The sequence below is a fragment of the Streptomyces sp. CMB-StM0423 genome (assembly GCF_002847285.1).
Taxonomy (GTDB): Bacteria; Actinomycetota; Actinomycetes; order Streptomycetales; family Streptomycetaceae; genus Streptomyces.
The window spans coordinates 5,896,394-5,923,392 of sequence record NZ_CP025407.1; the positions used below are offsets into that span (position 1 = coordinate 5,896,394).

The window sequence follows — 26,999 nt, forward strand, 5'->3', positions numbered from 1 at the left end:
CCCCCGGTCGCCCACCCACTCCGCCGGACGGGTACGGCAAAGCGCAGAAGCGTATCGGTGAGACGTCTGCTGACCGCCGCGCTGTGCGCGTGCACGGCGCTCGGCTCGGTGGCCCTGCTCGGCCCGACGGCATCGGCGGCGACGGTGCCCATCACCGCGGCGACGGCCAGCTCCCACGACGGCAACGTGCCGGCCAACGCGATCGACGGCGACCTGTCCACCCGGTGGTCCGGCGCCGGTGACGGGGTCTGGATCCGCTTCGACCTCGGCTCGGTCACCACCGTCGACTCGGTATCGCTGGCCTGGTACGTCGGGGACGGCCGGCGGACGACGTTCGACGTCCAGCTCTCCCAGGACGGCTCGGCGTGGTCGACCGTGCTGTCCCGGGAAACCAGCAGCGGCACCACGCGCAGCCTGGAGACGTACGACTTCGCCGGCGGACCCGCCCGCTACGTACGGATCGTCGGGCACGGCAACGACTCCTCCGACTCGTCCAGGTGGACGAGCATCACGGAGGCGGCCGTGTCCGGGGAGCCCGGTGGCGATCCGCAGCCCCCCGGGCAGTCTCTCGGCGTCGGCGGGGTGGCGACTCCGCCGGGTGCGGTTCTGGTGCCGGACCAGGATTCCCGGTTCGGGATCGACTCCGGCGGCACCGCCGCCGCACCCGAGGTCTACGACTGCCAGGGCAACACCATCCGCGGCGGCGTCCTGATCGAAGCCGACCACGTGGTGATACAGAACTGCCGGGTCGACGCCGAGCAGCAGTACGGCATCTACTCGGACGACAACACCGACGTGACCATCCAGAACAACGACATCAAGGGCGTCGAGGGCCCCGGCGACCTGAACGCCATCACGTTCTTCGGCAACCGGCACAAGATCCTCTACAACACCGCCATCGACTTCGTGACCGGCGACCCGGGCGACAGCCACACCGACTTCATCCAGACGTGGGTGTCCAGCTCGCACCCCATCGCGAGTGACGACGTGCAGATCCGCGGCAACAAGGCCGTCGGCCCGGCGAACCCGGACCGCGAGAACAGCGTGCCGAGCATCCACCAGTGGCTGATGGCCGAGGACTACGGCCGCGGCGGGAACTCGGGCGGCAACACCGACGGCATGAAGAACTGGATCGTCGCGGACAACGAGATGGGCGACAGTTGGAACCAGGCCATCAAGCTGGACGGGCCGGACAACGTGTCGATCACCCGCAACGATTTCGTGGGCTCCTCGACCCGGGTCATGGAAGTCACCTCGGCCTCGACCGGCGTGCAGTTCTACAGCGACAACCGCGTCGGCCCGGACTACGGGTCCGTCGGCATGACGATCACACCGGGCGAAGGGCCCGCCTGACGGATCACCGCCCTCACGACGGCAGACCCTCCGCCCGGCCCTCCGCCGCCGTGAGGGCGGTGAGCAGGGCCAGGGGGGTGGCCGCCGACCAGGACTGGGGGGAGCAGGCGTGCGGGAAGGGGACCGGGGTGGGCTGGGTGGTGCGGGGGTAGCCGGCGGTGGCCTCCGGGAGGCGGCCCGCGGTGTGGGTCGCCAGGTCGGTGAGGGCCCTCGCCACGGTGCGTGCCTCCTCGTGAAGGCCGTAGCGGGCCAGGCCCAGGGCCAGGATCGCGTTGTCGTGCGGCCAGACGCTGCCGCGGTGGTACGCCATCGGGTGGTACGCCCCCTGCCCGGCGGCCACGGTCCGTACCCCCCAGCCGGAGAAGAAGTCCGGCTCCAGCAGCCGCCGTCCCACCCGCCCCGCCCGGTCGGGCTCCAGCAGCCCGGACCACAGCAGGTGCCCGGCGTCGGAGGCCAGCGCGTCGGCGGGGCGGCCCGCGCCGTCGAGGGCCAGGGCGGGGAAGTCCTGGGCGGAGAGCCAGAAGTCGGTGAGGAAGCGGGCACGGAGGTCCTCGGCGGCTGCGGTGAGGCGGCCGGCGAGCCGCGGGTCGGCCCAGGCGGTGGTGGCGAGGCGGGCGGTGTGGACGAGGGCGGCGTAGGCGTAGCCCTGGGGGGCGGCGGGCGCGGGGGCGCCGGTGATACGGGTGCCGTCGGCGGCGCAGAGGGCGCCGGGGGAGTCGCGCCAGCTCTGGTTCGCCGGGGCGGTGCCCGCGCCGGCGTCGTCGGTACGGTGGCGGAGGTAGCCGGAGTCGTCGAGGCCGCCGTGGCGGAACATCCACTCCACCGCGGCGCGGGCCTGCGGCTCCAGGCGGCGGGCCGGCTTGTCGTCGCCGGTGTGCTCGGTGAGCGCGCCGAGGAGGACGAGGAACAGCGGGGTGGTGTCGACGGCCCCGTAGTAGTGCCCGTACGGCACCTGCCCGAAGTGGGCCAACTCGCCGTGGCGCACCTCGTGCACGATCTTCCCCGGCTCGCCGTCCGCCTCCCCGGCCTGGGTCGCGGCGAGCGCGAGGAGCGTGGCGCGGGCGAGCGCGGGGCGGTGGCGGAGCGCGAACAGCGACGTCACGAGCGCGTGCCGGCCGACGAGCGCCAGGTACCACGGCACCCCGGCCGCCGGCACCCGCACCTCCTCGCCGCCGGGCCCCGCGGCGGGAATGAGAAGCCCGTCGAGATCGGCGAGCCCCTGCTCGGCGGCGCGGGCGAGGCCGGGCCAGGGGGCGGCTTGCGCGAGGGGCGGGGCCGCGTCGACTGCCGCCTCCGCGGCCTCCGTTCCCGTGGCCCGGGCACCGGGGCCCGCCGTCGGTCCCGGGCCCGCTCCCGGGTCGGCCGCGGCACGGAGTGTCAGTTCTGTGGTCTCGTGGGGCTCCAGTTTCAGGTGCCACACCAGGCGTCGTGCGCCGCTCCCCGTCTCCTCCACCGCATCCGGCGGCGGCTCCCCCGTGACCGCGGTCCTCGCCTGCCAGCCGCCGCGGCGGTAGCGGAACTCCACGCCCGCCGGCAGCACCTCCCGGGCCCGTACCGCGTGCGGCTTGCCGTAGACGCGGTGGTCGGCTCGTAACTCGAACTGGTCCGCGAAGTCCGCGTCCACCGTCAGCGCGAGCCACAGCTTCTCCGGCTCCGCGCGGTTGCAGGTGACGCGCAGGACGTCGACCAGCGCGCCGCCCTCGACGCGCTGCTCGCGGAAGACCGTGTGCGGCGGCGGCTCGTCGCGGGCCGTGGGCGGTACGAGGACCGCCGCGTCCCGCTCCGCGACCAGCAGGGTCGGGACCGCGCCGTCCACCGTCAACTGCCAGCGGCTCAGATGCCGGGTGTCCCCGAGGAAGAAGCCGTCCGGCTGCGTGCCGCGGGCGCCGGTGATGTCCCCGGCGCGGGTCACCGCGGCGAACGCCCCGCCGTGGAAGAGAAGACGGTGTTCCGGGCCGCTCATGCGAGCGCCTCCCTCAGCGAGGTGTCATCGCGTCATCGCGCTATTAAGTCTGGTTGGCACGCAAAACTAGCGCGCGGCTGTCGGGTCGACAAGCAGAACCGGGGGCGCACGTACGCACGTTGCGGGAGCATGGCCCGCCCGCCTCCGGCTCCGGCCGGGCCGGCCCGCGTTTCGCACACCCCGCTGTCCGCATCGTGAGATTCCGCGCGCTCATTCGCGTGATTCTCCCCACGCTTGATACGTCTTGCGCTCAAACGAGCGCTCAGATGTGGACGTCATCTCTCGTATGCGCGGCACTGAGTGCCATCCTCATCCCTTCACCCCTCGAAGCCACCAACGCGTTCCGTAACGCGGATGACCCGTCCCGGCTTGCCGATGCCCGCCCGTGCGGGATCGTCGTTAAGAGAAGTGAAGAAGGGGCGCGGCTCCCGGTCGCCAACAGGATCCCAGGTGTGAGGGCCGAACCCCCTCGTGATCGTCTACGCCTCATCCCCGGGAGCCTTCGATCTGGGTATGTTCCTCGCCGTCAGGGCAGCTCCCCGCCAGGGGTCCCACACGAGGAGTCGATCCCGTGCCGGAAACGAAGCCGGATAAGAAGAAGGCAGCGAAGAAGTCCCCGGGGAAAGGGGCCGCCTCCGCCAAGGCCGCCGCGGTCAAGTTCGTCTACGACTTCCACGAGGGCAACAAGGACCTCAAGGACCTCCTCGGCGGCAAGGGCGCCAACCTCGCCGAGATGACGAACCTCGGCCTGCCCGTCCCGCCGGGCTTCACCATCACCACCGACGCCTGCAAGGTCTACCTCGCCAGCGGTGCCGAGCCCCCCGCCCTCCGCGACGAGGTCAGCGCCCACCTCGACGCCCTCGAACGGCGCATGGGCAAGAAGCTCGGCCAGGCCGACGACCCGCTGCTGGTCTCCGTACGCTCGGGCGCCAAGTTCTCCATGCCCGGCATGATGGACACCGTCCTCAACATCGGCCTCTCCGACGCCTGCCTGCCGGGGCTCGCCGCCCAGGCCGGCGACGAGCGGTTCGCCTGGGACTCGTACCGCCGCCTCATCCAGATGTTCGGCAACACCGTGCAGGGCATCGACGGAGAGCTGTTCGAGACCGCCATCGAGGACGCCAAGCGCGCCAAGGGCGTCGCCACCGACGTCGAACTGGACGCCGCCGACCTCGAAGCCCTCGTCGGCACATTCAAGGAGATCGTCGCCGAGGAGACCGGCCGGCCCTTCCCGCAGGACCCGCGCGAGCAGATGGACCTCGCCGTACGGGCCGTCTTCGAGAGCTGGAACGGCGAGCGCGCCAAGCTCTACCGCCGCCAGGAGCGCATCGCGGGCGACCTCGGCACCGCCGTCAACATCTGCTCCATGGTCTTCGGCAACCTCGGCCGCGACTCCGGCACCGGCGTCGCCTTCACCCGCGACCCCGCCAGCGGCCAGCAGGGCGTCTACGGCGACTACCTGCAGAACGCGCAGGGCGAGGACGTGGTGGCCGGCATCCGCAACACCGTGCCGCTCGCCAAGCTCCAGGACCTCGACGAGAAGTCCTACGACGAGCTGATGCGGATCATGGAGACGCTGGAGACGCACTACCGCGACCTGTGCGACATCGAGTTCACCATCGAGCGCGGCAGGCTGTGGATGCTGCAGACGCGGATCGGCAAGCGCACCGCGGCGGCGGCGTTCCGTATCGCCGTGCAGCTCGTGGACCAGGGGCTGATCACCGAGGCCGAGGCGCTGCAGCGCGTCAACGGCGCGCAGTTGGCGCAGCTCATGTTCCCGAGGTTCGACAACGGCCACAAGGGCGACCTGCTCGCCCGCGGCATCGCCGCCTCCCCGGGCGCCGCCGTCGGCAAGGCGGTCTTCGACTCGTACACGGCCGTGAAGTGGTCGCGCTCCGGTGAGAAGGTCATCCTCATCCGCCGCGAGACCAACCCCGACGACCTCGACGGCATGATCGCCGCCGAGGGCATCCTCACCTCCCGCGGCGGCAAGACCTCGCACGCCGCCGTCGTCGCCCGCGGCATGGGCAAGACGTGCGTGTGCGGCGCGGAGGAGCTGGAGGTCGACACCAAGCGGCGGCAACTGACCGCGCCCGGCGGCGAGGTCATCGACGAGGGCGACGTCGTGTCCATCGACGGCTCCAGCGGCAAGGTCTACCGCGGCCGGGTGCCGGTCGTGCCGTCACCGGTCGTGGAGTACTTCGAGGGCCGCATGCACGCGGGCGCCGAGGACGCCGACGAACTCGTCGTCGCCGTGCACCGCCTCATGTCGTACGCGGACCGCATCCGCCGGCTGCGCGTCCGGGCCAACGCCGACAACTTCGACGACGCCGCCCGCGCCCGCCGCTTCGGCGCGCAGGGCATCGGGCTGTGCCGCACCGAGCACATGTTCCTCGGCGAGCGGCGCGAGCTGGTCGAGCGGCTGATCCTCGCCGACACCGAGGAGGAGCGGGAAGCGGCGCTGAAGGAGCTGCTGCCGCTCCAGCAGCGGGACTTCGTGCAGCTCTTCGAGGTGATGGACGGGCTGCCGGTGACGGTGCGGCTGCTCGACCCGCCGCTGCACGAGTTCCTGCCGGACATCACCGAGCTGTCGGTACGGGTCGCGCTCGCCGAGTCCCGCAAGGACCACAACGAGAACGACCTGCGGCTGCTCCAGGCCGTCCACCGGCTGCACGAGCAGAACCCGATGCTCGGCCTGCGCGGGGTGCGCCTCGGGCTGGTGATCCCGGGGCTGTTCACGATGCAGGTGCGGGCCATCGCGGAGGCGGCGGCGCAGCGCCTGGAGGCCAAGGGCGACCCGCGGGCGGAGATCATGATCCCGCTGGTGGGCACGGTGCAGGAGCTGGAGCTGGTACGCGACGAGGCCGAGGCCGTCATCGCCGAGGTGGAGGCCGCCCGGGGCGTGGAGCTGAAGCTGTCGCTGGGGACGATGATCGAGCTGCCCCGCGCCGCGCTGACGGCGGGCCAGATCGCGGAGTCGGCGGACTTCTTCTCGTTCGGCACCAACGACCTGACGCAGACCGTGTGGGGCTTCTCGCGGGACGACGTGGAGGCGAGCTTCTTCACCGCGTACCTGGAGAAGGGCATCTTCGGCGTCTCCCCGTTCGAGACGATCGACAAGGACGGCGTGGGCGCGCTGGTCCGCGACGCGGCGAAGGCGGGGCGGGCGACGCGTCCTGACCTGAAGCTGGGCGTCTGCGGCGAGCACGGCGGCGACCCGGAGTCGGTGCACTTCTTCCACGACGTGGGTCTCGACTACGTCTCGTGCAGCCCCTTCCGCATCCCGGTGGCCCGGCTGGAAGCGGCGCGGGCGGCGGCCCACGCGGCGGCGAACGGGAAGTCGAACGGGACCCCGCAGAACGGGACTTCCCCGAACGGCAGGACGCCGGCCGGCACCAGGACCGGCAGGAAGCCGCAACCGGCCACCTGAACCCCCGGCCACCGTCGGTGTTGCCCTGACCCTCACCCGACGGCAGACCGGTTCCCAGAGGGGCGGCGCCCGTGCGGGGGCGCCGCCCCTCGACCCCGGTTCAGGCGAGCCACTCGCGGTAGCGGGTGGGGGCGATGCGGGCATCGGGTGGGGCGAGGAGGGCGTCGCCGGGGGCTGCGGCGAACATGCCGGCGGTGTCGTCGGTGACGACCGCGCGGCCGTCCGGGCGGGCGGTCAGGGTGATCCGGCCGAGTTCGTCCAGGGGGAAGACATCCGGTCCCGCGATGTCGCGGATGCCGTTCAGCGGCGTGCCCGCGGCGACTTCGGCGACCGCGTCGGAGACGTCCTGGGCGGCGATCGGCTGGACCGGGGTGGAGGGGAGGCGGACGGTGTCGCCCTCGGTGGTCATGGCCAGGGTCGGCTCCATGAACTCCATGAACTGCGTGGCGCGGACGATGGAGTACGGGATCGGTCCTGCCCTGAGGATGTCCTCCTGCAAGGACTTGGCCCGGTAGTAGTCCAGGCCGGGCACCAGGTCGACGCCGACGATCGACAGGATGACGGCGTGCCCCACCCCGGCGTCCCGGCACGCGGCCAGGATGTTGTCCATCGAGGTCCGGAAGAACGCCGGGGAGGCGTCGTCGAACGTCGGGGAGTTCGTCAGGTTGACGACGACGCCGGCACCGGCCACCGCCCCGGCCAGGCCCTCGCCGGTGATCACGTCCACTCCCGTGGAGGGCGAGAGCGGCACGGCCTCGTGGCCGGCCGCGGTCAGCTTCTTCACGACCTGCGACCCGATCAGGCCGGTTCCGCCGATGACTGCGATCTTCATGGGTCACCTTCCGTCGAGCACGCGGCAGTCGGGCCGCCGCGCGCCGCTCCCGGCGGTCGCGCTGCCGCCCGTGCCGCCTGCGGTACGCACACCCCTCGGCCACCGTAAACGCGCCGGATGCCGCGCGCCCGCCGAAAACGAGGCACTCCGTACGGGAGGGGAGACCGGCCGTTCACCGCGCGGACCGCCGCAGGCCGGGGGTTCGTTACGCTGTCGCTCGCTCTACCGGGCCGCGGGTGGCGGTTCGGGTCAGGCGAGGCGGTCGGCAGACCGCCGGGGGTGAGGGGGATCATGTCCCGACCGGACGAATCGGCGGTGCCGCACGGCCGTACGGGGGACGCGGGGTGGTCCACGGTCGCGCCGCCGCGCCTGCCGCTGGGGGCATCCGACCCCGCCGTCGCCGGTCCCTACCAACTGGAGGCGGTGCTCGGCGCGGGCGGCATGGGCCGCGTCTATCTGGGGCGTACGCCGGCGGGCAGCGCGGTGGCGGTCAAGCTCGTGCACCGCGAGTACGCGGGCGACGCGGCGTTCCGCAAACGCTTCGCGCAGGAAGTCGCCGCCGCCCGGCGGGTGCAGGGCCTCTACACCGTGCCCGTGGTCGACGCCGACCTCCGGGCCGACGAGCCCTGGCTCGCCACCGCGTACGTGCCCGGGCCCTCCCTCCAGCACGCCGTCGCGGAGAGCGGGCCGCTGCCCGCCGACGCGGCGCTGGCGCTCATAGCCAGGGTGGCCGAGGCGCTGCAGTCCATCCACGCCGCCGACGTCATCCACCGCGACCTCAAGCCCTCCAACATCCTGCTGACCGCCGACGGGCCCAAGGTCATCGACTTCGGCATCGCCCGGGCCGCGGACCTCACCGCCGTGACCGCCACCGGCGTACGCACCGGCACGCCCGCCTACATGGCGCCGGAGTACATCCGGGGCCATACCGTCGCCGAGGCCGGCGACATCTTCGCCCTCGGCGGCGTCGCCCACTTCGCCGCGACCGGCGGGCACGCCTTCGGCGGCGGTACGGACCACGGCGTGGTGTACCGGATCCTGGAGCAGGAGCCCGACCTCGGCGGCAGTCCGGAGCCGGTACGGGCCGTCGCCGCGGCCTGTCTGGCGAAGGACCCGGAGCGGCGGCCGACGCCCGCCGAGGTCATCGGGATGTGCCGCCGCGCCGCGGGCGACGGGGGCGGGAGCGGAGGCGGGGCCGGGCATCCGGCGACCGTCGTCGACGTGCCGCCGCCCCGTACGGTGCCCGACGCCCACGACCAGGCCGCCCCCGGCCCGTACGCCCTGACCCGGACCGCCGCCCCGGCCGCGCCGTCCTCTCCCTCCGCGCCCGGCCCCGGCCCCCGCCCCGAGACCGCGACCGGCACCTTCGGGCCGCCGGCACTGCTGCTCGGCGGGGTCGCCGCCGTCGTGCTCGTCATCGTCCTGGTCGCCGTCCTCCTGCCCTCGTCCGGCTCCGACAAGCAGCAGCAGTCGAGTTCGCCGTATGGGTCGTACGAGCCCACCGGCGGCCTCGCCTTCCCCGCCCGTGCCCCGGGCCCCGCCGGCATCGACTTCAGCCCCGACGGCAGGACGCTGGTCACCGGCGGCGACGACGGCAAGATCCGGTTCTGGGACGTCGCAAGCCGCAAGCAGAGCGACGCCGTCACCCAGAAGAACACCGTCAGCAACTACGTGCCCGGGGTGGTCAGCGTCGAGTTCAGCCCCGACGGCAAGCTGCTCGCCACCGGCACCGGCACCGGCGGGACCGGCCTGTACGACGTGGCGGGGCGGCGGTGGCTCAACTACCTGCACATGGGCGGCGAGAACGTGGCGTTCTCCCCGGACGGCAAACTGCTCGCGATCGGCAGCAGGACGGGCTCGGTGTTCCTCTTCGACCCCGCCGAGCGCGGTGACGACATCGTCGCGTACTTCGACCACGAGCACGACGTCACGGCCATCGCCTTCAGCCCGGACGGCAAGACGCTGGCCTCCGTGGGCGACGACTCCGAGAGCACCTCCGGCCGCAGCGACACGACCCGGCTCTGGGACATCGCCGGCCGCGACCCGGAGCCGTACGGCCAGGGGGACCCTGCCAAGGTCCTCAAGCAGCCGTGGGAGGCGACGGCCGTGGCGTTCGGCGGCCCGGACGGCAGGACGCTCGCGGTCGGCTACCCCGACGGCGAGGTGTGGCTGTGGGACGTGAGCACCGGCCGGAAGAAGGCGACCCTTCGCGACGACTACCTCACCGAGGTCGCCGACCTGGAGTTCAGCCCCGACGGGAAGACGCTCGCCACCACCGCGGAAAGCGGCGGCGGCGTGCTGCTGTGGAACGTCGCCCGCGGCAAGCCGAGCGCGCGGCTGGTGAGCGGCGATGAGGACGGGAAGGGCAAGGGCCTGATCGAGGAGGTGACGTTCAGCCGGGACGGGAAGCTGATCGCGGGCGCCGACCGCAAGGACCGCGCCGTATGGCTGTGGCAGAACCCCCTGTGACGGGGGCGCGCGGGCTCATGTGCGGAACGGGCCCGTTATCTCGTACGTGACGCCGCCCGAGGAGCTGCCCGTGGTGCCGCGCTGGCTGGAGAAGTACAGCCGGGTGCCGTCCGGGGTGAAGGCCGGGCCGGTGATCTCCGAGCCGCCCTGTCCTTCCACGCGCAGGAACGGGGCGACGACGTCGTCCGGGGTGATGAGGCAGATCTCCATGTTGCCGCCGTCCTCGGCGACGTAGAGGTCGCCGGAGCGGCTGCCGGTGACGTTGTCGACGCCGGTGAGCGGGGCGGTGCCCGGTATCAGGGAGTCGTCGTACGCCAGCTCCAGGGTCTGCGCCGCCGCGTCGTACTGCCAGACGCGGCCGTCGCCCTTCGTCGTGAACCAGCAGGTGCCGCTGTCGCTCGCGTAGTGGCAGCCCTCGCCGCCGTCGAACCGCTTCGCACCCGCCACCTGGTTCCGCGTCGCCGTCGACGCGCCGCTCGGGTCCGGCACCTGCGCCCATGTCACCGGGCCCGAGGTGCCCGAGCCCATCCGCAGCACCTCCAGGGTGCCGGCGGAGAGCGAGCCCCAGGTGGCGGGCCGGAAGCGGTAGAAGCAGCCGTCCGATACGTCCTCGGTCAGATAGACGACCTTCCGCTCCGGGTCCGCGGCCGCCGCCTCGTGCTTGAAGCGGCCCATCGCGTCGCGCCGGACCGCGGCGTTCGCGCCCCAGGGGTCGGTCTCGTAGACGTAGCCGCGGTCGACCTCCTCGCAGGACAGCCAGGTGTCCCACGGGGTCTTGCCGCCCGCGCAGTTCTGCCGGGTCCCGGAGAGGATGCGGTACGCGCCCGCCACCTCGCCGGCGGCGGTGAAGCGGATCGAGCCGGCGCCGCCGGAGGGGGTGACCTCGGAGTTGGAGACGTAGATCCAGCCGTCGCCGTCCGCGAAGCAGGCGCCGCCGTCGGGCGCGGGGTGCCAGGTGTACGACGTACCCGCCACCTGCTGCCCGGAGCGGGCCACGACCCGGCTGGTGAAGCCCTGCGGCAGCCGGATCCCGTTGCCGTCCGCCGGGCCGGGCGCCCCGTACGGGCCGGCCCCCGGCTGTGCCGGATCCGCGGCGGCGGATCCCCGCCACAGACTGCCGCCGAACGCCGCCGCCGAACCGCTGACGACCGCTCCGCGCAGGAAAGAACGGCGCTCCACGACCATCCACTCCTTGAGGTGGGGGAGCCCGGGACAGCCGCCCGCGGGCCGCCTTCGCACCATAGAACTGCGAGGTTGACGGAGCGGCAACAGTCCGGTTACGCAGAGCTGACCGCTCGCCGTCAGGCGGCGGCGCGGACGGTGGCGGCGGGGGTAGCGGGGGCGCCGGCCCGGGTGCCGGCGCAGGCGAGTTCTTCGTCGTAGCGGTGGAGTACGAGCCGCGCCAGCGCCGGGTGCGCGCCGAGCGGCGCGGCGAAGGTCAGGCCGAGGGCGCGGGCGTCGGCGGCGGTGCGGTGGGCGAAGAGGCCGGGTGCGGTGAAGCAGCAGGCCACGCCGATGCGGCGGCAGCCCCGGGCGGCGAGGGCACGGGCCGCCTCCGCGACGGTCGGCGCGGCGGCGGAGGCATACGCGGGCAGCACGGGCACCCCGAGCCGGCCGGCGAGCAGCGCGGCGGTGGCGGCGGTGTCGGCCGCCGCCGGGGCGGCCCGCGACCCGGCGGCGGCGAGCACGACCCCGTCGCCGCGCCACCCGGCTTCCGCCAGCCGGCCGGCGAGCGCGGCGGCGAGGAGGGGGTGCGGGCCGAGGGGCGCGGCGACGCGGGCGGCGAGGGCGGGGGCCCGGGGGCCGGGGCGGCCGCCGGCGGTGGGTCCCTGAGGAGTGGTGGGGTCGGCGCGGGCGGGGGTGCCGGATCCGGGGATGCCGGACCCGCGGGTGCCGGCGGTGCGCGTGCCGGGTCCGTGGGCGGCCGGGTGGGCGGGGCTTTCCGCGTGCGTCCCGCGGCCGTGTTCCGCCGCCGCCCGCAGCGTCTCCGGGATGTCCCTCGTCACGTGGTGGCCCCGGGCGAAGAGCAGGGGGACCAGGACCGCTTCGCCCGTCAGCGTGCTCAACGTGTCCCGCAGGAGCGGTTCGTTCAGTTCCACGTGCCCCAGCCGCACCCGCAGCCCCGGGCGCTGCGCCCGTACCGCCGCCAGCAGCGCCCGTACCGTACGCGCCGCCGCCGGATCCCGGCTCCCGTGCGCCACCGCCACCAGCGTGGGGCGCCCGCGTCCCCTCCCCGCCGCCGCAAGACCCGTGCTCAGCTCGGCGGTGATCCTGCTCATCAGCTCTGCCGCGGTCGTCATACCCGCGAGCCTGGCCCACCGCCGTTGCGGCACCGTTTCCGCGCCGCGTCGCCTTGTTGACGGCTGCTCACTCCCGTACGCCCCCGCCGCTGAGGACGGCGAACCGCGCCCGTAATACCCCCGTCCACCGGGGGTGACATCCGTCCCGCACCCTCACCCCATGACCGTCGACACCCACTGCCCCTACTGCTCCCTCCAGTGCGGCATGACGCTCGCACCGGCCGCCGCCGACGGCGGGCTCGACGTGCGGGAGCGCCCGGCGTTCGACGTCAACCGCGGTGCCCTGTGCGGCAAGGGCCGTACCGCGCCCGCCGTCCTCGACTCCGCCGCCCGGCTGACGCAGCCGCTGGTACGCGACGACCGCGACGACCCCGCCGCACCTCTCCGCGCCGCCTCCTGGACCGAGGCGCTCGACCGCGTCGCCGCCGGGCTCGCCGCGGCCCGGGACGGGCACGGGGCGGACGCCGTGGGGGTCTTCGGCGGCGGCGGGCTGACCAACGAGAAGGCGTACGCGCTCGGCAAGTTCGCCCGCGTCGTCCTCGGCACCTCCCAGATCGACTACAACGGCCGCTTCTGCATGTCGTCCGCCGCCGCCGCGGGCAACCGCGCCTTCGGGCTCGACCGCGGCCTGCCCTTCCCCCTCGCCGACATCCCCCGCACCGGCTGCGTGATCCTCGTCGGCGCCAACCCCGCCGAGACCATGCCGCCCGCCCTGCGCTACTTCACCGAGCTGCGCGCCAACGGCGGCACCCTCGTCGTCGTCGACCCGCGCCGCACCCGCACCGCGGAGCAGGCCGACCTGCACCTCGCCCCCCGCCCCGGCACCGACCTCGCGCTCGCCCTCGGGCTGCTGCACCTCGTGATCGCGGAAGGCCGCACCGACGACGCCTACATCGCGGAGCGCACCACCGGCTGGCCCGCCGCCCGCGCCGCCGCCATGGCCCACTGGCCGGAGCTGGTCGAGCGGATCACCGGCGTGCCCGTACCGCAACTGCGCCGCGCCGCCGCGCTGTTCTGCGACCCCGGGGCCGCCATGGTGCTCACCGCCCGCGGCCCCGAGCAGCAGGCCAAGGGCACCGACACGGTCGGCGCGTGGATCGACCTGTGCCTGGCCACCGGCCGCCCAGGACGCCCCTTCTCCGGCTACGGCTGCCTCACCGGCCAGGGCAACGGGCAGGGCGGCCGCGAACACGGCCAGAAGGCCGACCAGCTCCCCGGCTACCGGCTGCTCAGCGACTCCGCCGCCCGCGCCCACGTCGCCGCCGTGTGGGGCGTCGACCCCGGTACGCTCCCGGGCCCCGGGCGCAGCGCGTACGAACTGCTCGACGCCCTTGGCGCCCCCGGGCCCGACGGGGTGCGGGCGCTGCTGCTCATGGGCTCCAACCCGGTGGTCTCCGCGCCGCGCGCCGCGCACGTCGAACGGCGGCTGCGGTCGCTGGACTTCCTGGCCGTCGCGGACGTGGTGCTGTCGGAGACGGCGGCGCTCGCGGACGTCGTGCTGCCCGTGGCGCAGTGGGCGGAGGAGACCGGCACGCTGACGAACCTGGAGGGGCGGGTGCTGCTGCGCCGCCGCGCCGCCGACCCGCCGCCCGGGGTACGCGGCGACCTCGACGTGCTGCGCGGCCTCGCCGAGCGGCTGGCGCCTGCGCGGGCGGCGGGGTTCCCGGTGGCGGCGGAGGAGGTCTTCGCGGAGCTGCGGCGGGCGTCGGCCGGGGGGAAGGCGGACTACTCGGGGATCACGTACGCCCGGATCGAGGCGGAGGGCGGCGTGTTCTGGCCGTGCCCGGAGGGCGGCGAGCCGGTGCCGCGGATGTTCCTCGACCGGTTCGCGACGCCGGACGGGCGGGCGCGGTTCGCGGGGGTGCAGCACCGGCCCGCCGCGGAGGAGACGGACGCGGAGTACCCGGTGTGGCTGACGACGGGCCGGGTGCTGGCCCAGTACCAGTCGGGCGCCCAGACGCGCCGGGTCCCCGAGCTGACGGCGGCCGCCCCGGGCCCGTACGTGCAGATGCACCCGGAGCTGGCCGCCCGCGTGGGCGCCGACGAGGGCGACCCGGTCGCGGTTCTCTCCCGACGCGGCCGGGCCGTGGCGCCGGCGCGTATCACCACGGCGATCAGGCCGGACACGGTGTTCATGCCGTTCCACTGGCCGGGCGCGGGGCGGGTGAACACGGTGACGAACCCGGCGCTTGACCCGGTGTCGGGGATGCCGGAGTTCAAGGTGTGCGCGGTGCGCGTGGAGCGGGCGGGTCCTGCGGGGGAGTAGCGGGGGTCACCCCCTACGCGGCGTCAGGCCGTCGCTTCCCGCTCCACCCAGGCGAGGTACCCGGCGCTGCCGTGGGTCACCGGGGTGGCGATGATCTCCGGCTCGTCGTAGTCGTGCGCCTCGCGCAGATGGGTCTCCAGCTCCGGGTAGCGCGCGGCCGTTGTCTTGAGGAGTACCTGCCACTCCCTGGTCTCCTCGATCGCGCCCTGCCAGCGGTAGACCGACGTGACCGCCGCGCTCACCTGCGCACACGCCGCCAGCCTCGCCTCCACCGCCCCGCGAGCCAGCGAGTCGGCCTTCTCCCGGGCGTCCGTCGTCGTGAGCACTGTCAGGAAGTCCGTCATCAGGTCTCCTTCGTGGATACCCCCGGCTTCAGCCGGGGGAGGAAGTGGAGCCTCCGCTGGTGCGGGGCAGAGAGCCGAGTGGCCGTCAGGGTGATGGGGCGTGCACCAAAGCTGAAGGTGGGGGACACCGCAGGGATTGAGCGGGTCAATTGTCAGTCCTCCCCGCTAGGTTCTGATGCATGACGACAGCAGAGGCTACGGAAGCGGCCGGGCATGCTCGGTACACCTTCCGTCTTCGCGTGTCGTCTACGGACCGCACGGCTCTTGAAGCTGAGTGGGGCCGGGTTCGCCGGGTGTGGAATGAATGCGTCGCGAAGTCCAGGCAGGTGCACCGGCACAACCGGGCGACGGGTGGGAAGGCGACGTGCGGGCCGGTGCAGCTTGCGGCGATGCTGACCCGGGCCCGCGCCCGCACCCCGTGGTTGCGCGAGGGGGCCTGTGTTCCGCAGCAGCAGGTGGATGCGGTGGGGCACTGGTGGGCGAGCTTCGTCGTCCCCGCCGTGACCGAGCAGCTTCCCGTCACCGGGCATGTGATCGGTATCGACTGGGGCATCAGCCAGACGCAGGAAGCCGAAGCGCGGGCAGGCCGCATCGAACGGCTACCGCGAAGCGAAGCGGCATGCCGCCAAGCTCCACAAGAAGGTCGCCCGGCAACGCCAGGACACCGGCCGCAAGTGGGCCAAGAAGGTCGTCCGTGACCATGACGCCCTGGCCGTCGAGGACTTCCGCCCGAAGTTCCTCGCGAAGTCGACCATGGCCCGTAAGGCCGCTGACGCGGCGATCGGCGCCACCAAGGCCGCGCTGGTCGAGATGGGCCGCAAGCACGGCTGGATCGTGCGCTTGGTGCACCCGGCGCACACCACCATGGATTGCGCAGACTGCGGAGCGAGAACCAAGCACGCGCTGCCTCTCTCGGAACGAACATATACGTGCACCGCGTGCGGAGTGTCCCGGCCCCGGGACAAGAATTCCGCCCGCGTGATGCTCGTCCGGGCTGGTCTTCAACCCGGCTGGCGCTGACCGTGTAAGACCTGCACCCTCGCCGGGGGGCGGGCGACGTGAGCCAGGAATCCCTCTCTCCTTTATGAGGGGGAGGAGTCAAGCCCACTGATCGTAGGCGAGCTTGGCGACCAGACCGGCGACCGTGACGACCAGGACGCCGCGGACGAAGCCGCTGCCCTTCTTCAGCGCCATGTGCGCGCCGAGCCAGCCGCCGCCCAGGTTGAAGACCGCGAGCACGACGGCCAGCGACCACAGGACCGTGCCCTGGACCGAGAACATCACCAGCGCGCCGAAGTTGGTGCAGACGTTGACGATCTTGGCGGTGGCGGACGCCTGGACCAGGTTCATCTGCAGGACGGCCGTCAGCGCGAGCACCAGGAACGTGCCCGTACCCGGGCCTATCAGCCCGTCGTAGAAGCCGATGCCCAGCCCCGCGAGCGCCACCGCGACGGCGACCCGGCGCGGCGTCACCGGGCCGGTCGCGGGGGCGTCCGTGCCGAACGACGGGCGCAGCGCGACGAACGCGAGCACCGCGAGCAGCACCACCATGATCACCGGCCGCAGCACGTCGCTGCCGACCCCGGCCGCGAAGAACGCCCCCAGCGCGGAGCCGGCGAGCGCCGCCGCCCCGATGCGCACGGCGAGCCGTACGTCGACGGGGGACTTGCGGGCGTACGTCACCGCCGCGGCGGAGGTACCGACGATGGCCACGGCCTTGTTCGTGCCGAGCAGATACGCGGGCTGGAGATGCGGATACCCCAGCAGCAGCGCGGGCAGCAACAGCAGCCCGCCGCCGCCCACCACGGCGTCGATCCAGCCTGCCGCGGCGGCGGCGACACACAGCATGACCAGGGTCAACAGGGGTATGTCGGGCATCGTCGGGCGAGCGTAACCCGGGGTGGGGAGCCGCCTTGGAGGCGGGGTGGGGCCGGGGTCCGGGGCGGCTTCGTGCAGAGGTCGGGGCGGGGAGCGCCCGGCGCTCACAGTGCCGTCCGGGGGGTGCTGAGGGCAGCGTTGCGCGGTGGAAACCGGGGGGATGCGGCGGGGTAACGGCCCCGCCGCAAGGTGGGCGCATGAGCCTGACCGAGCCCGTAGCCGACCGCCCCGCCGGGGGGCGCCGCGTCGTGATCGTCGGCGGCGGCATGGCCGGTACGCGGCTCGCGCGGCAGCTCGCCGGTGCCGGCGCGCGGGTGACGGTCGTCGGGGAGGAGCCGCATGCCCCGTACAACAGGGTGCTGCTCGCCGACGTCCTCGCCGGGCGCTACGCGCCGGACGTGATCCGCCTGCCCGACCTCCCGGCGGCCCCGGCGGTCCGCGTGCTGCGGGGCGTGCGCGCGGTGCGCGTCGACCGCGCCGCGCGCCGGGTGGAGTGCGACGACGGGCGGGCGGTGCCGTACGACGTGCTGGTGCTGGCCACGGGCGCCTGGCCGGTGCTGCCGCCGCTGCGCGGGCTGTTCGATGACGACGGCGACGGCGTCGGCGGTGCCGGTGTCGCGTTGCCAGCGGGGGTGCACGCCTTCCGGACGATGGACGACTGCCTCGCGCTCGCCGCGGCGACGATCCCGGGCGCGGCGGCGGTGGTGGTCGGCGGCGGGCTGCTCGGCGTCTCGGCGGCCCGGGCGCTGGCCCGCCGCGGCGCGCGGGTGGTGCTGGCGCAGCAGGGGGAGCGCCTGATGGAGCGCCAACTCGACCCGCCCGCGGCCCGCCTGCTGCGGGGCCACCTTGAGGACCTGGGCGTAGAGGTGCACACGGAGTGCCGGGTACGGGGGGTGCGCACACGGCCGGCGGTGCCCGGGGACGGGAGTGACGGCGTGCGCGGGGAGGGCCGGGTCCGGGGTGTGACACCGGACCCGGTGGTGCCGGACCCGGGCCGCGCGCCGCGACCTTCGGCGCGTCGTGCCCCCGGCGGCGGCTCCGCCGCGCCTGCGGGGCCCGCGGCCCGTAGCGCCTGCGGCGCCGGGTCCGGCGATGGCTCCGAGGCACCCGTGGACACGGCCCGTGCAGCCGCCTCCCGCGCCGCAGGCGCGACCACTCGATCCGTCACCGGCGTCGAACTCGCGGACGGGTACGTGCTCGACGCCCGCCTCGTCGTCCTCGCCTGCGGTGTTCGGCCCCGCGTCGGGCTCGCCAGGGCCGCCGGGCTCGACGTGGGCGCGGGCGTCGTCGTGGACGACGAACTCCGTACCTCCGATCCCGCCGTCCACGCCATCGGCGACTGCGCCGAGCACGCCGGGGTCCTCTACGGCCTCGCCGCCCCCGCCCTCGAACAGGCCGACGTCCTCGCCCGCGTCCTCACCGGCACCCCACCACACCGCTACACCGGCACCCGCGCCCTCACCCGCCTCACCCTCTCCGCCGCCGACACGCCCCTCGACCTCGCCGCCTTCGGCGTCACCGAGCCCGCCCCCGGCGACGACGTCGTGCACCTCGCCGATGCCACCCGCCGCGTCTACCGCAAGGTCGTCGTCCGCGCCGACCGGCTCGTCGGCGGCATCCTCCTCGGCGACCTCGCCGCGGTCGGCACCCTCGCCCGCGCCTGGGAGGGCGACGCGCCGCTGCCCCCGGGCACCCCGCTGCACCACCTGCTCACCGATCACCTCGGAGGCTCCTGACGATGTCGACGACCACCCGCACGCCGCCGGCTCCGCAGCCGCCGCAGGCACCCCGCACCCTCGTGCTCGTCGGACACGGCATGGTCGGGCAGCGCTTCCTCGAAGCCCTCGCCGAGCACCGCGTCACCGACACCCACCGCGTCGTCGTCTTCTGCGAAGAGCCCCGGCCCGCCTACGACCGCATGCACCTCACCTCCTACTTCTCCGGCACCACCCCCGAAGGACTCTCCGTCACCCCCGACGGGTTCATGGCCGGGCACGGCATCGAACTCCACGTCGGCGACCCCGCCGTCGCCGTCGACCGCGCCGCGCGCACCGTCACCTCCGCCGCGGGCCGCACCGTCCCGTACGACGTGCTGGTGCTGGCCACCGGCTCGTATCCCTTCGTCCCGCCCGTCCCCGGCAAGGACGCCCGCGGCTGCTTCGTCTACCGCACGGTCGAGGACGTCCTGGCCATCGAGGCGTACGCGCAGGGGGCGACCGCCGGCGTCGTCGTCGGCGGCGGACTGCTCGGTCTTGAGGCGGCGGGGGCGCTGCGCGGGCTGGGGCTGGCGACGCACATCGTGGAGTTCGCGCCGCGGCTCATGCCCGTCCAGGTCGACGAGGGCGGCGGCGCCGCCCTCCGCCGTACCATCGGCGACCTGGGGCTCGACGTGCACACCGGGGTCGCGGGGCAGGAGATCCGCACCGGCGCCGCGGGCGCGGTGACCGCGATGGAGCTGTCGGACGGCTCGGCCGTCGCCGCGGACCTCGTGGTCTTCTCCGCGGGCGTACGCCCCCGGGACCGGCTCGCCCGCGAGGCGGGCCTGACCGTGGGCGAGCGCGGCGGCGTCGCCGTGGACGAGCGGTGCCGTACCTCCGACCCCGCGGTCTTCGCCATCGGCGAGTGCGCGCAGGCCGCGGACGGCCGGGTCTACGGGCTGGTCGCACCCGGGTACGAGATGGCGGAGACCGCCGCCGCCGCGATCGCCGCCGCCCCACACGCCCCCGCCGCCGCCCCCAGGACCTTCACCGGCGCCGACACCTCCACCAAGCTCAAGCTCCTCGGCGTCGGCGTCGCCTCCTTCGGCGACGCCCTCGGCACCGCCGCCGACTGCCTCGACGTCGTCTACTCCGACTCCCGCGCCGGCCTCTACAAGAAGCTCGTCGTCGCCCGCGACGGCACCCTCCTCGGCGGCGTCCTCGTCGGCGACACCGACGCGTACGGCATGCTCCGCCCGCTCACGGGCAGCGTGCCGCCCGTGCCGCCCGAGCAGTTGGTGCTCCCCCCGGGCGCCGGCGCACCCGCGGCCCTCGGGCCCGCCGCGCTCCCCGACGACGCCGTGGTCTGCAACTGCCACAACGTCACCAAGGCCGCCATCCGCGGCGCCGTCGCAGAACACGACTGCACCACCGCGCGCGAGGTGCAGAAGTGCACCCGCGCCGGCTCCGGCTGCGGCTCCTGCGAGAAGGTCCTCACCGCGCTGGTCAACGACGAGCTGGCGGCCCGCGGCGTCGCCGTCGACAAGGGCCTGTGCCGCTGCTTCGCCCACACCAGGACCGAGCTGTACGAGATCGTCCGCGTCAAGCGCATCAGCTCGTACCTCCGCCTCCTCGACGAGCACGGCCGCGAGGAGGCGCGCAGCGGCGACGGCTGCGAGGTGTGCAAGCCCGCCGTCGCGTCCGTCTTCGCCTCGCTCGCGCCCGAGATCGGCGCCGCCGGCTACGTACTCGACGGCGAACAGGGCGCCTTGCAGGACACCAACGACCACTTCCTCGCCAACCTCCAGCGCAACGGCTCGTACTCCGTCGTCCCGCGCGTGCCCGGCGGCGAGATCACCCCGGACAAGCTGATCGTGCTCGGCGAGGTGGCGCGCGACTTCGGGCTCTACACGAAGATCACCGGCGGCCAGCGCATCGACCTCTTCGGCGCCCGCGTCGACCAGCTCCCCGCCATCTGGGCCCGGCTCGTCGACGCCGGGTTCGAGTCGGGGCACGCGTACGGAAAGGCGCTGCGCACGGTCAAGTCCTGCGTGGGGTCGACCTGGTGCCGCTACGGCGTGCAGGACAGCGTCCGCATGGCCATCGACCTGGAGCTGCGCTACCGCGGACTGCGCTCGCCGCACAAGCTGAAGGCCGCCGTCTCCGGCTGCTCACGCGAGTGCGCGGAGGCGCAGGGCAAGGACTTCGGCGTCATCGCCACCGCGAGCGGCTGGAACCTGTACGTCTGCGGCAACGGCGGCGCCACCCCCCGGCACGCCGACCTCCTCGCCCAGGACCTCGCCGACGACGAACTCGTCCGGCTCGTCGACCGGTTCCTGATGTTCTACATCCGCACCGCCGACCGGCTGGAGCGCACCTCGGTCTGGCTGGAGCGGCTGGAGGGCGGCCTCGGCCACCTGCGCGACGTCGTCGTCGCCGACTCCCTCGGCATCGGCGCCGAACTGGAGGAGCAGATGGCCGCGCACGTCGCGCACTACCGCGACGAGTGGGCCGCCACCCTGGCCGACCCCGAACGGCTCGCGCGCTTCGTCTCGTTCGTCAACGCTCCCGGCGTGCCGGACCCCACCGTGCGGTTCGTCCCCGAGCGCGACCAGGTCAAGCCCGACCTCACCCTGTTGTCAGGCCCCGCCATCCCGGTGCGCGGGACGCTGGAAGGAGCATCCGCATGACCACGACGGCGTACGCGCCCGCGCGGACCGTCCTGCGCGTCGAGATCCGCACCGCGGGGCGCTGGCACCCGGTGTGCGATCTCGCCCTGCTCACCCGCGGCCGCGGCGTCGCGGCGCTGCTGCCGGACGGCACGCAGATCGCGCTCTTCCTCGGCCGCACCGGCGCCGCCTACGCGATCGGCAACCGCGACCCGTTCACCGGCGCGTACGTGCTGTCGCGGGGGCTGCTCGGGTCGGCACCCCCGGCCGAGGGGGGCCGGCCGTTCGTGGCGTCGCCGCTGCTGAAGCAGCGGTTCGACCTGGCGACGGGGCGGTGCCTGGACGACGAGGAGGTGGCGGTGCCGGCGTACGAGACGCGGATCGCGGAGGTGGCGGCGTAGCGGAAGGTACGCGACCGGGGCGCGGTTCCGGTGCGCACCGGGGGGGCAGGACCGGTGCGTACCGGAAACGCCATCCCGTACGAACCGGGCGTCCGGCCCGTACCGCCCGAACCCCCGCGCACTGCCCCGGCTACCGTTCCGTCCATGGGGTACACCGACGCCGACCTCGAACGCTGGGCCCCCGAGCCCGACAAGCGCCCGGGACGCACCGCCTTCCAGCGCGACCGCGCCCGCGTGCTGCACTCCGCCGCGCTGCGCCGGCTCGCGGGCAAGACCCAGGTCGTCACGCCGGGCGTGAGCGACGACCAGGCCGTGACCTTCGCCGACGCCACGCCCCGCACCCGGCTCACGCACTCGCTGGAGTGCGCCCAGGTCGGCCGCGAGCTGGGCGCCGCGCTCGGCTGCGACCCCGACCTCGTCGAGACCGCGTGCCTGGCGCACGACCTCGGGCACCCGCCGTTCGGCCACAACGGCGAGCAGGTGCTCGACGAGCTGGCCGCGCCCTGCGGCGGCTTCGAGGGCAACGCGCAGTCGCTGCGGCTGCTCACCCGGCTGGAGCCCAAGCGGTTCACCGACGACGGCAGGCCCGTCGGGCTGAACCTCACCCGGGCGGCCCTGGACGCCGCCACCAAATACCCCTGGCAGCGCGGCGGCCACCCGGCGGGCCCGGACGCGGTGAAGTTCGGCGTGTACCCCGACGACGTGCCGGTCTTCGACTGGCTGCGCGCGGGCGCGCCCGGCGGGCCCGCGGGCCGCACCTGCTTCGAGGCGCAGGTCATGGACTGGTCGGACGACGTGGCGTACTCCGTGCACGACGTCGAGGACGGCCTGCACGCCGGCCACTTCGACCCCGCGGTGCTGCTCGCCGGGCCGGAGCGGGCCGAGGTCTTCGCCGTCGCCGCCGGGCGGTACGCCCCGGGGACGGACGCCGCGGAACTGGCCGAGGCGCTCGACCGGCTGCTGGCCCAGGAGTGGTGGCCGCACGGCTACGACGGCACCGCCGCCGCGCAGGCCCGCCTCAAGGACGCCACCAGCCAGCTCATCGGCCGCTTCTGTCTCGCCGCCGAGGGTGCCACGCGCGCCGCGTACGGCTCGGGGCCGCTGTCGCGCTACGCCGCCGAGCTGATCGTGCCGCGGGCGGAGCGGCTGGAGTGCGCGGTGCTCAAGGCGGTCGCGGACCGGTTCGTGATGCAGCGCCCCGACCAGGCGCGGCTGCGGGCGGACCAGCGGGTGGTGCTGGGGGAACTGGCCGGGGCGCTGACGGCGGGGGCGCCGGCGGGGCTCGACCCGCAGTTCCGGGCGCTGTACGAGGAGGCGGCGGACGACGCGGGGCGGCTGCGGGCGGTGGTGGACCAGATCGCGGCGCTGACGGACGCGGCGGCACGGCGGCTGCACGCCCGGCTGACGGGGTAAGGCGGGGGAGGCGTCCGGAGGGGGTGGCGCAGGCCGTACGGGAACGGCGGCGCACGCCGTACGGACCGGCGGCGGGCACCGAGGCACCCCGTACGCAACGGCAGCGCGCCCCCCGCGCCACGACCGCCGCCGGGGTGAACGGCGAGATCCGGCCACCGGCGCGTCGTCGGGCACGGGGGCGGGCGGAGGGCCCGGAGCGCCCCCGGTCGCGTACCCGGGTCCCGAACCGCCCCCGTACCCGCCCATCACCGCCCCCACCAGCCCGTTCTCCCACCACCCGCCCCTGCACCGCCGCCGCTCGCGGGCCGTCGCGCGTCCCGCCCGGCCCGTCCGCCACCCCGCCCGTCCGCCCAGCCCTGGCGCGCCTCCCCCTTCCGCCGTCACGCCTCGGTGCGGGAGGCTCGCGGTGTCGGCAACGCAGCCGAGGACACGGCAAAATGGATGGTCGGGGCCAGGGAGCTAGGAGGCGTGAAGTGGTCGACGCACATCAGACGTTCGTCATCGTCGGTGGAGGACTGGCCGGTGCGAAAGCAGCAGAGACGCTGCGATCGGAAGGGTTCACCGGCCGGGTCATCCTCATCGGCGACGAGCGCGACCACCCGTACGAGCGACCGCCGCTGTCCAAGGGCTACCTCCTCGGCAAGGAAGAGCGCGACAGCGTCTTCGCCCAGCCGTCCGGCTGGTACGCGGAGGCGGAGGTCGAGCTGCACCTCGGGCAGACCGTCACCGCGCTCGACCGCGCCGCGAAGACCGTGACCCTCGGCGACGGCACCCGGGTGCACTACGACAAGCTCCTCCTGGCCACCGGCGCCGAGCCGCGCCGCCTCGACATCCCCGGCACCGACCTCGCCGGCGTCCACCACCTGCGCCGCCTCGCCCACGCCGAGCTGCTGCGCGGCGTCCTCGCCGCCCTCGGCCGGGACAACGGCCAGCTCGTCATCGCGGGCGCCGGCTGGATCGGCATGGAGGTCGCCGCGGCGGCGCGCACCTACGGGGCGGAGGTCACGGTCGTCGAGCCGGCGCCCACGCCGCTGCACGGGGTGCTCGGTCCGGAGATCGGCCAGGTCTTCGCCGACCTGCACGGCGAGCACGGCGTGAAGTTCCACTTCGGCGCCCGGCTCACCGCGATCACGGGCAAGGACGGCATGGTGCTGGCCGCGCTCACCGACGACGGCGAGGAGCACCCGGCGCACGACGTGCTGGCCGCCATCGGCGCCGCCCCGCGCACCGCGCTCGCCGAGGCCGCCGGGCTCGACGTGGTGCCGCCCGCGGAGGGCGGCGGCATCGCCACCGACGCCTCGCTGCGCACCTCCGACCCGGACGTCTACGCCACCGGCGACGTCGCCGCGTTCCTGCACCCCGCCGCAGGCGGCGGCCGGCTGCGGGTGGAGCACTGGGCGAACGCGCTCAACGGCGGCCCGGCCGCGGCCCGCGCCATGCTCGGGCAGGACGTGACGTACGACCGGGTGCCCTACTTCTTCTCCGACCAGTACGACATGGGCCTGGAGTACTCGGGGCACGCGCCGCCCGGCTCCTACGACCAGGTGGTGTGCCGCGGGGACATGGGGCGGCGGGAGTTCGTGGCCTTCTGGCTCAAGGAGGGCCGGGTGCTCGCGGGCATGAACATGAACGTGTGGGACGTCACCGAGGGCATCCAGAACCTGATCCGCTCCGGCGCGAAGGTCGACGCGGAGCGCCTGGGCGACCCCGCGGTGCCGCTGGCGGACCTGATCGCGTAGCGGGCAGGACCGAGCCGCCGCGGGCCCGCGGGCCGTCCACGTGACGGTCGCGGGCCCGCGACGCGGGAGGGTCCCGCCGTACGGGCAGCGCCCCCCGCCCGGCGGGAGTCCCGCGGGCCCGGCCTATCCTCGGCGCATGGCCATCCGCACCGCCCGGGTCGACGTCGCCGAGATCTTCGCACTGCGCCACTCCGTGCTGCTGCCCGGACGCCCGCCCGCCGAGGCGGAGTTCGCGGAGGACACCGCGCCGGGCGCCTTCCACCTCGCCGCGTACGACGAGCAGGGCGCGCTCGCGGCCTGCGTCTCCTTCTGCCCCGAACTCCTCCCCGGCGACGGCACCCCCGCCTACCGCTTCCGCGGCATGGCCAGCGCGCCCGAAGCCCGCGGGCGGGGCTACGGCGTCGCGGTCCTCGCCGCGGGCCTCACCGAGTCGGCGGCCCGCGACGCGCACCTGGTCTGGTGCAACGCCCGTACCTCGGCGGCCGGTTTCTACCTCAAGCACGGCTTCGAGGTGCGCGGCGCCGAGTTCGGCATCGCGGGCGTGGGCCCGCACGTCGTGATGACCAGGAAGCTCACCTCCGGCGGCTGACCGGACGGGGCGCACTACTACCGGCGGGTACTCCCGCGGGAGTAGCGGCCTGCCCGGGTCGCCCGGGGCAGTAGCGCCGGTCTCGGTCGCGGGAGCGAGGACACCCGCCCGGGCTGCCGGGACGCTGGATACGTACAGCATGGGAACAGCAGTCGTCCCGAACGGGTGGGGGAGGTGTCCGGGCAGCGGCGGCTTGTCCGCCTCCCGTGCGGGCCCGCTCCCCCCGGCCGGGTCCGCGCCGGGCGGCGTCCGGCGGCCGGCGCGGTGCTCAACCCACCAGCCTGCGGGCTCCGGTCCCCCCGGCCGGAACCCGCGGTCCCCGCCCCGCCGGGCGGCACCCCCCAGGGGCTGCCCGGCGGGGCTTCCACCGTCGCCCGGGCCCTCCCCGCGACGACACGACCGGGCCGTCCGGGTGAGGAAGAACCGCATGCCGTCACCGATATCGGTACAGGGGCGGTTCGTGGTGCCCCTCCGCAGGGACATGGCGCTCGCGGTGGCCGTGGCGGCGATGTCGGCGGGGCTCGCGCTGCTGGCGGACGTCGAGGTGGGTGCCCACCGGCCGGACGCGGTGGGCTGGGTGCTGCTGATGGCGAACTGCGCCGCACTGGCCTGGCGGCGGCCGGCGCCGATGGCGACATTCGTGGCGGTCATGGCCTTCCAACTCCCGTACCACGGGCTGCAGAACGTCCACCACGCGCCCGTGCCCGCCACCGTCGTCGCCGTCTACTCGCTGGCCTTCGCCGGGCCCCGGCTGCGAACCGTGCTGGTCGTCGGCGGACTGCTCGGCGGGCTGACGGGCGTGCTGACGACGGTCGACATGAGCCGGGCCATGGACATCCTGCGGGTATCCGGCTGGGTCATCGCCGTCGCCCTCTTCGGCGAGGCCGCGCGGGTGCACCGCAACTACCTCTCCGCGATCGTCGAGCGGGCCGAACGGGCCGAACGCACCCGGGAGGAGACCGCGGCCAGACGCGTGGTCGAGGAGCGGCTGCGCATCGCCCGCGACCTGCACGACCTGCTGGCGCACAGCATCACGCTGATCGGCGTGCAGACCTCCGTCGCCGCCCACCTCCTCGTCTCCGACCCGGACCGGCTCGACCGCAAGGCCGTCGCCGAGGCGCTGGACGGGATCGCCGGCACCTGCCGGCACGCCCGCGCGGAGCTGCGCACGACGCTCCAGGTGCTGCGCACGGGCGACGGCGGCCAGGACGCCACCGGGCCGCTGCCGGGGCTCGCGGGACTCGAAGGGCTGGCCGAGGCGGCGCAGTCGGCGGGTGCGCGGGTGCGGCTGGAGGTCGTGGCGGAGCTGGAGGTGCCGCAGGCGGTGGGGGCGGCCGCGTACCGGATCGTGCAGCAGTCGCTGACCAACGCCGTGCAGCACGCGGGGCCCGGCGTGCGGGTGCTGGTCGAGGTGCGCTACGACGAGGACGCGGAGGCGCTGTCGGTCTCCGTCACCGACGAAGGACCGGCCGGCCGCGGCAGGCAGCCGCTCCCGGCGGCGGGCCCGCGGCGCGAGGGCTACGGCATCGCGGGCATGCGCGAACGCGCCCGCAGCGTGGGCGGGTTGCTCACCGCGGGCCACCGCCCCTGCGCGGCCGGCTTCGCGGTGGCCGCCGTACTGCCCTGCGCCCGGGAGGCGGACGCCTGAGCCGGCGG

The 26,999-nt window shown here is 74.6% G+C and carries 17 protein-coding genes and 1 pseudogene; 12 read left to right on the forward strand and 6 right to left on the reverse strand.

Annotated features, from left to right (window positions below; all coding sequences use genetic code 11):
* Positions 1-57 precede the first annotated feature (57 nt).
* Positions 58-1,353 carry a discoidin domain-containing protein gene (locus CXR04_RS25605; RefSeq protein ID WP_101424613.1) on the forward strand — a complete coding sequence of 432 codons (1,296 nt, stop codon included), beginning with the start codon at positions 58-60 and terminating at the stop codon, positions 1,351-1,353.
* Between the two features lie 13 nt (positions 1,354-1,366).
* Here CXR04_RS25605 and CXR04_RS25610 read toward each other — a convergent pair whose 3' ends face one another.
* Entirely contained in the window at positions 1,367-3,316 is a 1,950-nt protein-coding gene (locus tag CXR04_RS25610) for an amylo-alpha-1,6-glucosidase (RefSeq protein WP_101424614.1), read from the reverse strand.
* 571 nt (positions 3,317-3,887) lie between these two features.
* Between CXR04_RS25610 and ppdK the strand changes: the two genes are divergently transcribed.
* Positions 3,888-6,746 carry a pyruvate, phosphate dikinase gene (gene ppdK / locus CXR04_RS25615; protein ID WP_101424615.1) on the forward strand — a complete coding sequence of 953 codons (2,859 nt, stop codon included), beginning with the start codon at positions 3,888-3,890 and terminating at the stop codon, positions 6,744-6,746.
* A 100-nt stretch (positions 6,747-6,846) separates the two neighbouring features.
* Here ppdK and CXR04_RS25620 read toward each other — a convergent pair whose 3' ends face one another.
* Entirely contained in the window at positions 6,847-7,578 is a 732-nt protein-coding gene (locus tag CXR04_RS25620) for an SDR family oxidoreductase (RefSeq protein ID WP_101424616.1), read from the reverse strand.
* A gap of 291 nt (positions 7,579-7,869) precedes the next feature.
* On the opposite strand from CXR04_RS25620, the gene CXR04_RS25625 reads away from it, so the two are divergent.
* Positions 7,870-10,047 carry a WD40 repeat domain-containing serine/threonine protein kinase gene (locus CXR04_RS25625; RefSeq protein ID WP_101424617.1) on the forward strand — a complete coding sequence of 726 codons (2,178 nt, stop codon included), beginning with the start codon at positions 7,870-7,872 and terminating at the stop codon, positions 10,045-10,047.
* A 15-nt stretch (positions 10,048-10,062) separates the two neighbouring features.
* Here the strand turns inward: CXR04_RS25625 and CXR04_RS25630 are convergent, their stop codons facing one another.
* The gene (locus CXR04_RS25630; RefSeq protein ID WP_101426604.1) at positions 10,063-11,226 is read right to left on the reverse strand and encodes an alkaline phosphatase PhoX; all 1,164 of its coding nucleotides are present in this window, start codon (positions 11,224-11,226) and stop codon (positions 10,063-10,065) included.
* A 122-nt stretch (positions 11,227-11,348) separates the two neighbouring features.
* Complete coding sequence (locus CXR04_RS25635; protein WP_101424618.1) at positions 11,349-12,347, reverse strand: CbiX/SirB N-terminal domain-containing protein; 999 nt, start codon at positions 12,345-12,347, stop codon at positions 11,349-11,351.
* A gap of 160 nt (positions 12,348-12,507) precedes the next feature.
* Here CXR04_RS25635 and CXR04_RS25640 point away from each other — a divergent pair, with 160 nt between their 5' ends.
* Positions 12,508-14,613 (forward strand): molybdopterin oxidoreductase family protein, encoded by a 2,106-nt coding sequence (locus CXR04_RS25640; RefSeq protein WP_101424619.1) that lies wholly within the window; start codon positions 12,508-12,510, stop codon positions 14,611-14,613.
* 23 nt (positions 14,614-14,636) lie between these two features.
* On the opposite strand, the gene cutA is transcribed toward CXR04_RS25640, so the two are convergent.
* On the reverse strand, positions 14,637-14,957 hold the full coding sequence (gene cutA, locus CXR04_RS25645; RefSeq protein WP_101424620.1) for a divalent-cation tolerance protein CutA: 321 nt from the start codon (positions 14,955-14,957) through the stop codon (positions 14,637-14,639).
* Positions 14,958-15,136: 179 nt separating this feature from the next.
* Here cutA and CXR04_RS25650 point away from each other — a divergent pair.
* A pseudogene (locus CXR04_RS25650) lies at positions 15,137-16,068 on the forward strand (RNA-guided endonuclease InsQ/TnpB family protein).
* Here CXR04_RS25650 and CXR04_RS25655 read toward each other — a convergent pair.
* Positions 16,056-16,835 carry a sulfite exporter TauE/SafE family protein gene (locus tag CXR04_RS25655; RefSeq protein ID WP_101424621.1) on the reverse strand — a complete coding sequence of 260 codons (780 nt, stop codon included), beginning with the start codon at positions 16,833-16,835 and terminating at the stop codon, positions 16,056-16,058. The pseudogene CXR04_RS25650 and the gene CXR04_RS25655 sit on opposite strands and share 13 nt — an antisense overlap.
* 197 nt (positions 16,836-17,032) lie before the next feature.
* Here CXR04_RS25655 and CXR04_RS25660 point away from each other — a divergent pair, with 197 nt between their 5' ends.
* From CXR04_RS25660 to CXR04_RS25690, 7 genes are all read left to right on the forward strand, one after another.
* A complete protein-coding gene (locus CXR04_RS25660; RefSeq protein WP_101424622.1) occupies positions 17,033-18,571 on the forward strand; it encodes an NAD(P)/FAD-dependent oxidoreductase in 1,539 nt (512 codons plus the stop codon).
* A gap of 2 nt (positions 18,572-18,573) precedes the next feature.
* Positions 18,574-21,222 (forward strand): nitrite reductase large subunit NirB, encoded by a 2,649-nt coding sequence (gene nirB, locus CXR04_RS25665; protein WP_101424623.1) that lies wholly within the window; start codon positions 18,574-18,576, stop codon positions 21,220-21,222.
* The gene (nirD, locus tag CXR04_RS25670; RefSeq protein WP_101424624.1) at positions 21,219-21,602 is read left to right on the forward strand and encodes a nitrite reductase small subunit NirD; all 384 of its coding nucleotides are present in this window, start codon (positions 21,219-21,221) and stop codon (positions 21,600-21,602) included. Before nirB ends, nirD begins: the two co-directional genes overlap by 4 nt.
* A gap of 144 nt (positions 21,603-21,746) precedes the next feature.
* A complete protein-coding gene (locus CXR04_RS25675; RefSeq protein ID WP_101424625.1) occupies positions 21,747-23,015 on the forward strand; it encodes a deoxyguanosinetriphosphate triphosphohydrolase in 1,269 nt (422 codons plus the stop codon).
* A 473-nt stretch (positions 23,016-23,488) separates the two neighbouring features.
* Positions 23,489-24,754: an NAD(P)/FAD-dependent oxidoreductase gene (locus CXR04_RS25680; RefSeq protein ID WP_101424626.1), complete on the forward strand. Its 1,266-nt coding sequence runs from the start codon at positions 23,489-23,491 to the stop codon at positions 24,752-24,754.
* 136 nt (positions 24,755-24,890) lie between these two features.
* Complete coding sequence (locus CXR04_RS25685; protein WP_101424627.1) at positions 24,891-25,343, forward strand: GNAT family N-acetyltransferase; 453 nt, start codon at positions 24,891-24,893, stop codon at positions 25,341-25,343.
* A gap of 427 nt (positions 25,344-25,770) precedes the next feature.
* Entirely contained in the window at positions 25,771-26,991 is a 1,221-nt protein-coding gene (locus tag CXR04_RS25690; RefSeq protein ID WP_101424628.1) for a sensor histidine kinase, read from the forward strand.
* Positions 26,992-26,999: the final 8 nt, after the last annotated feature.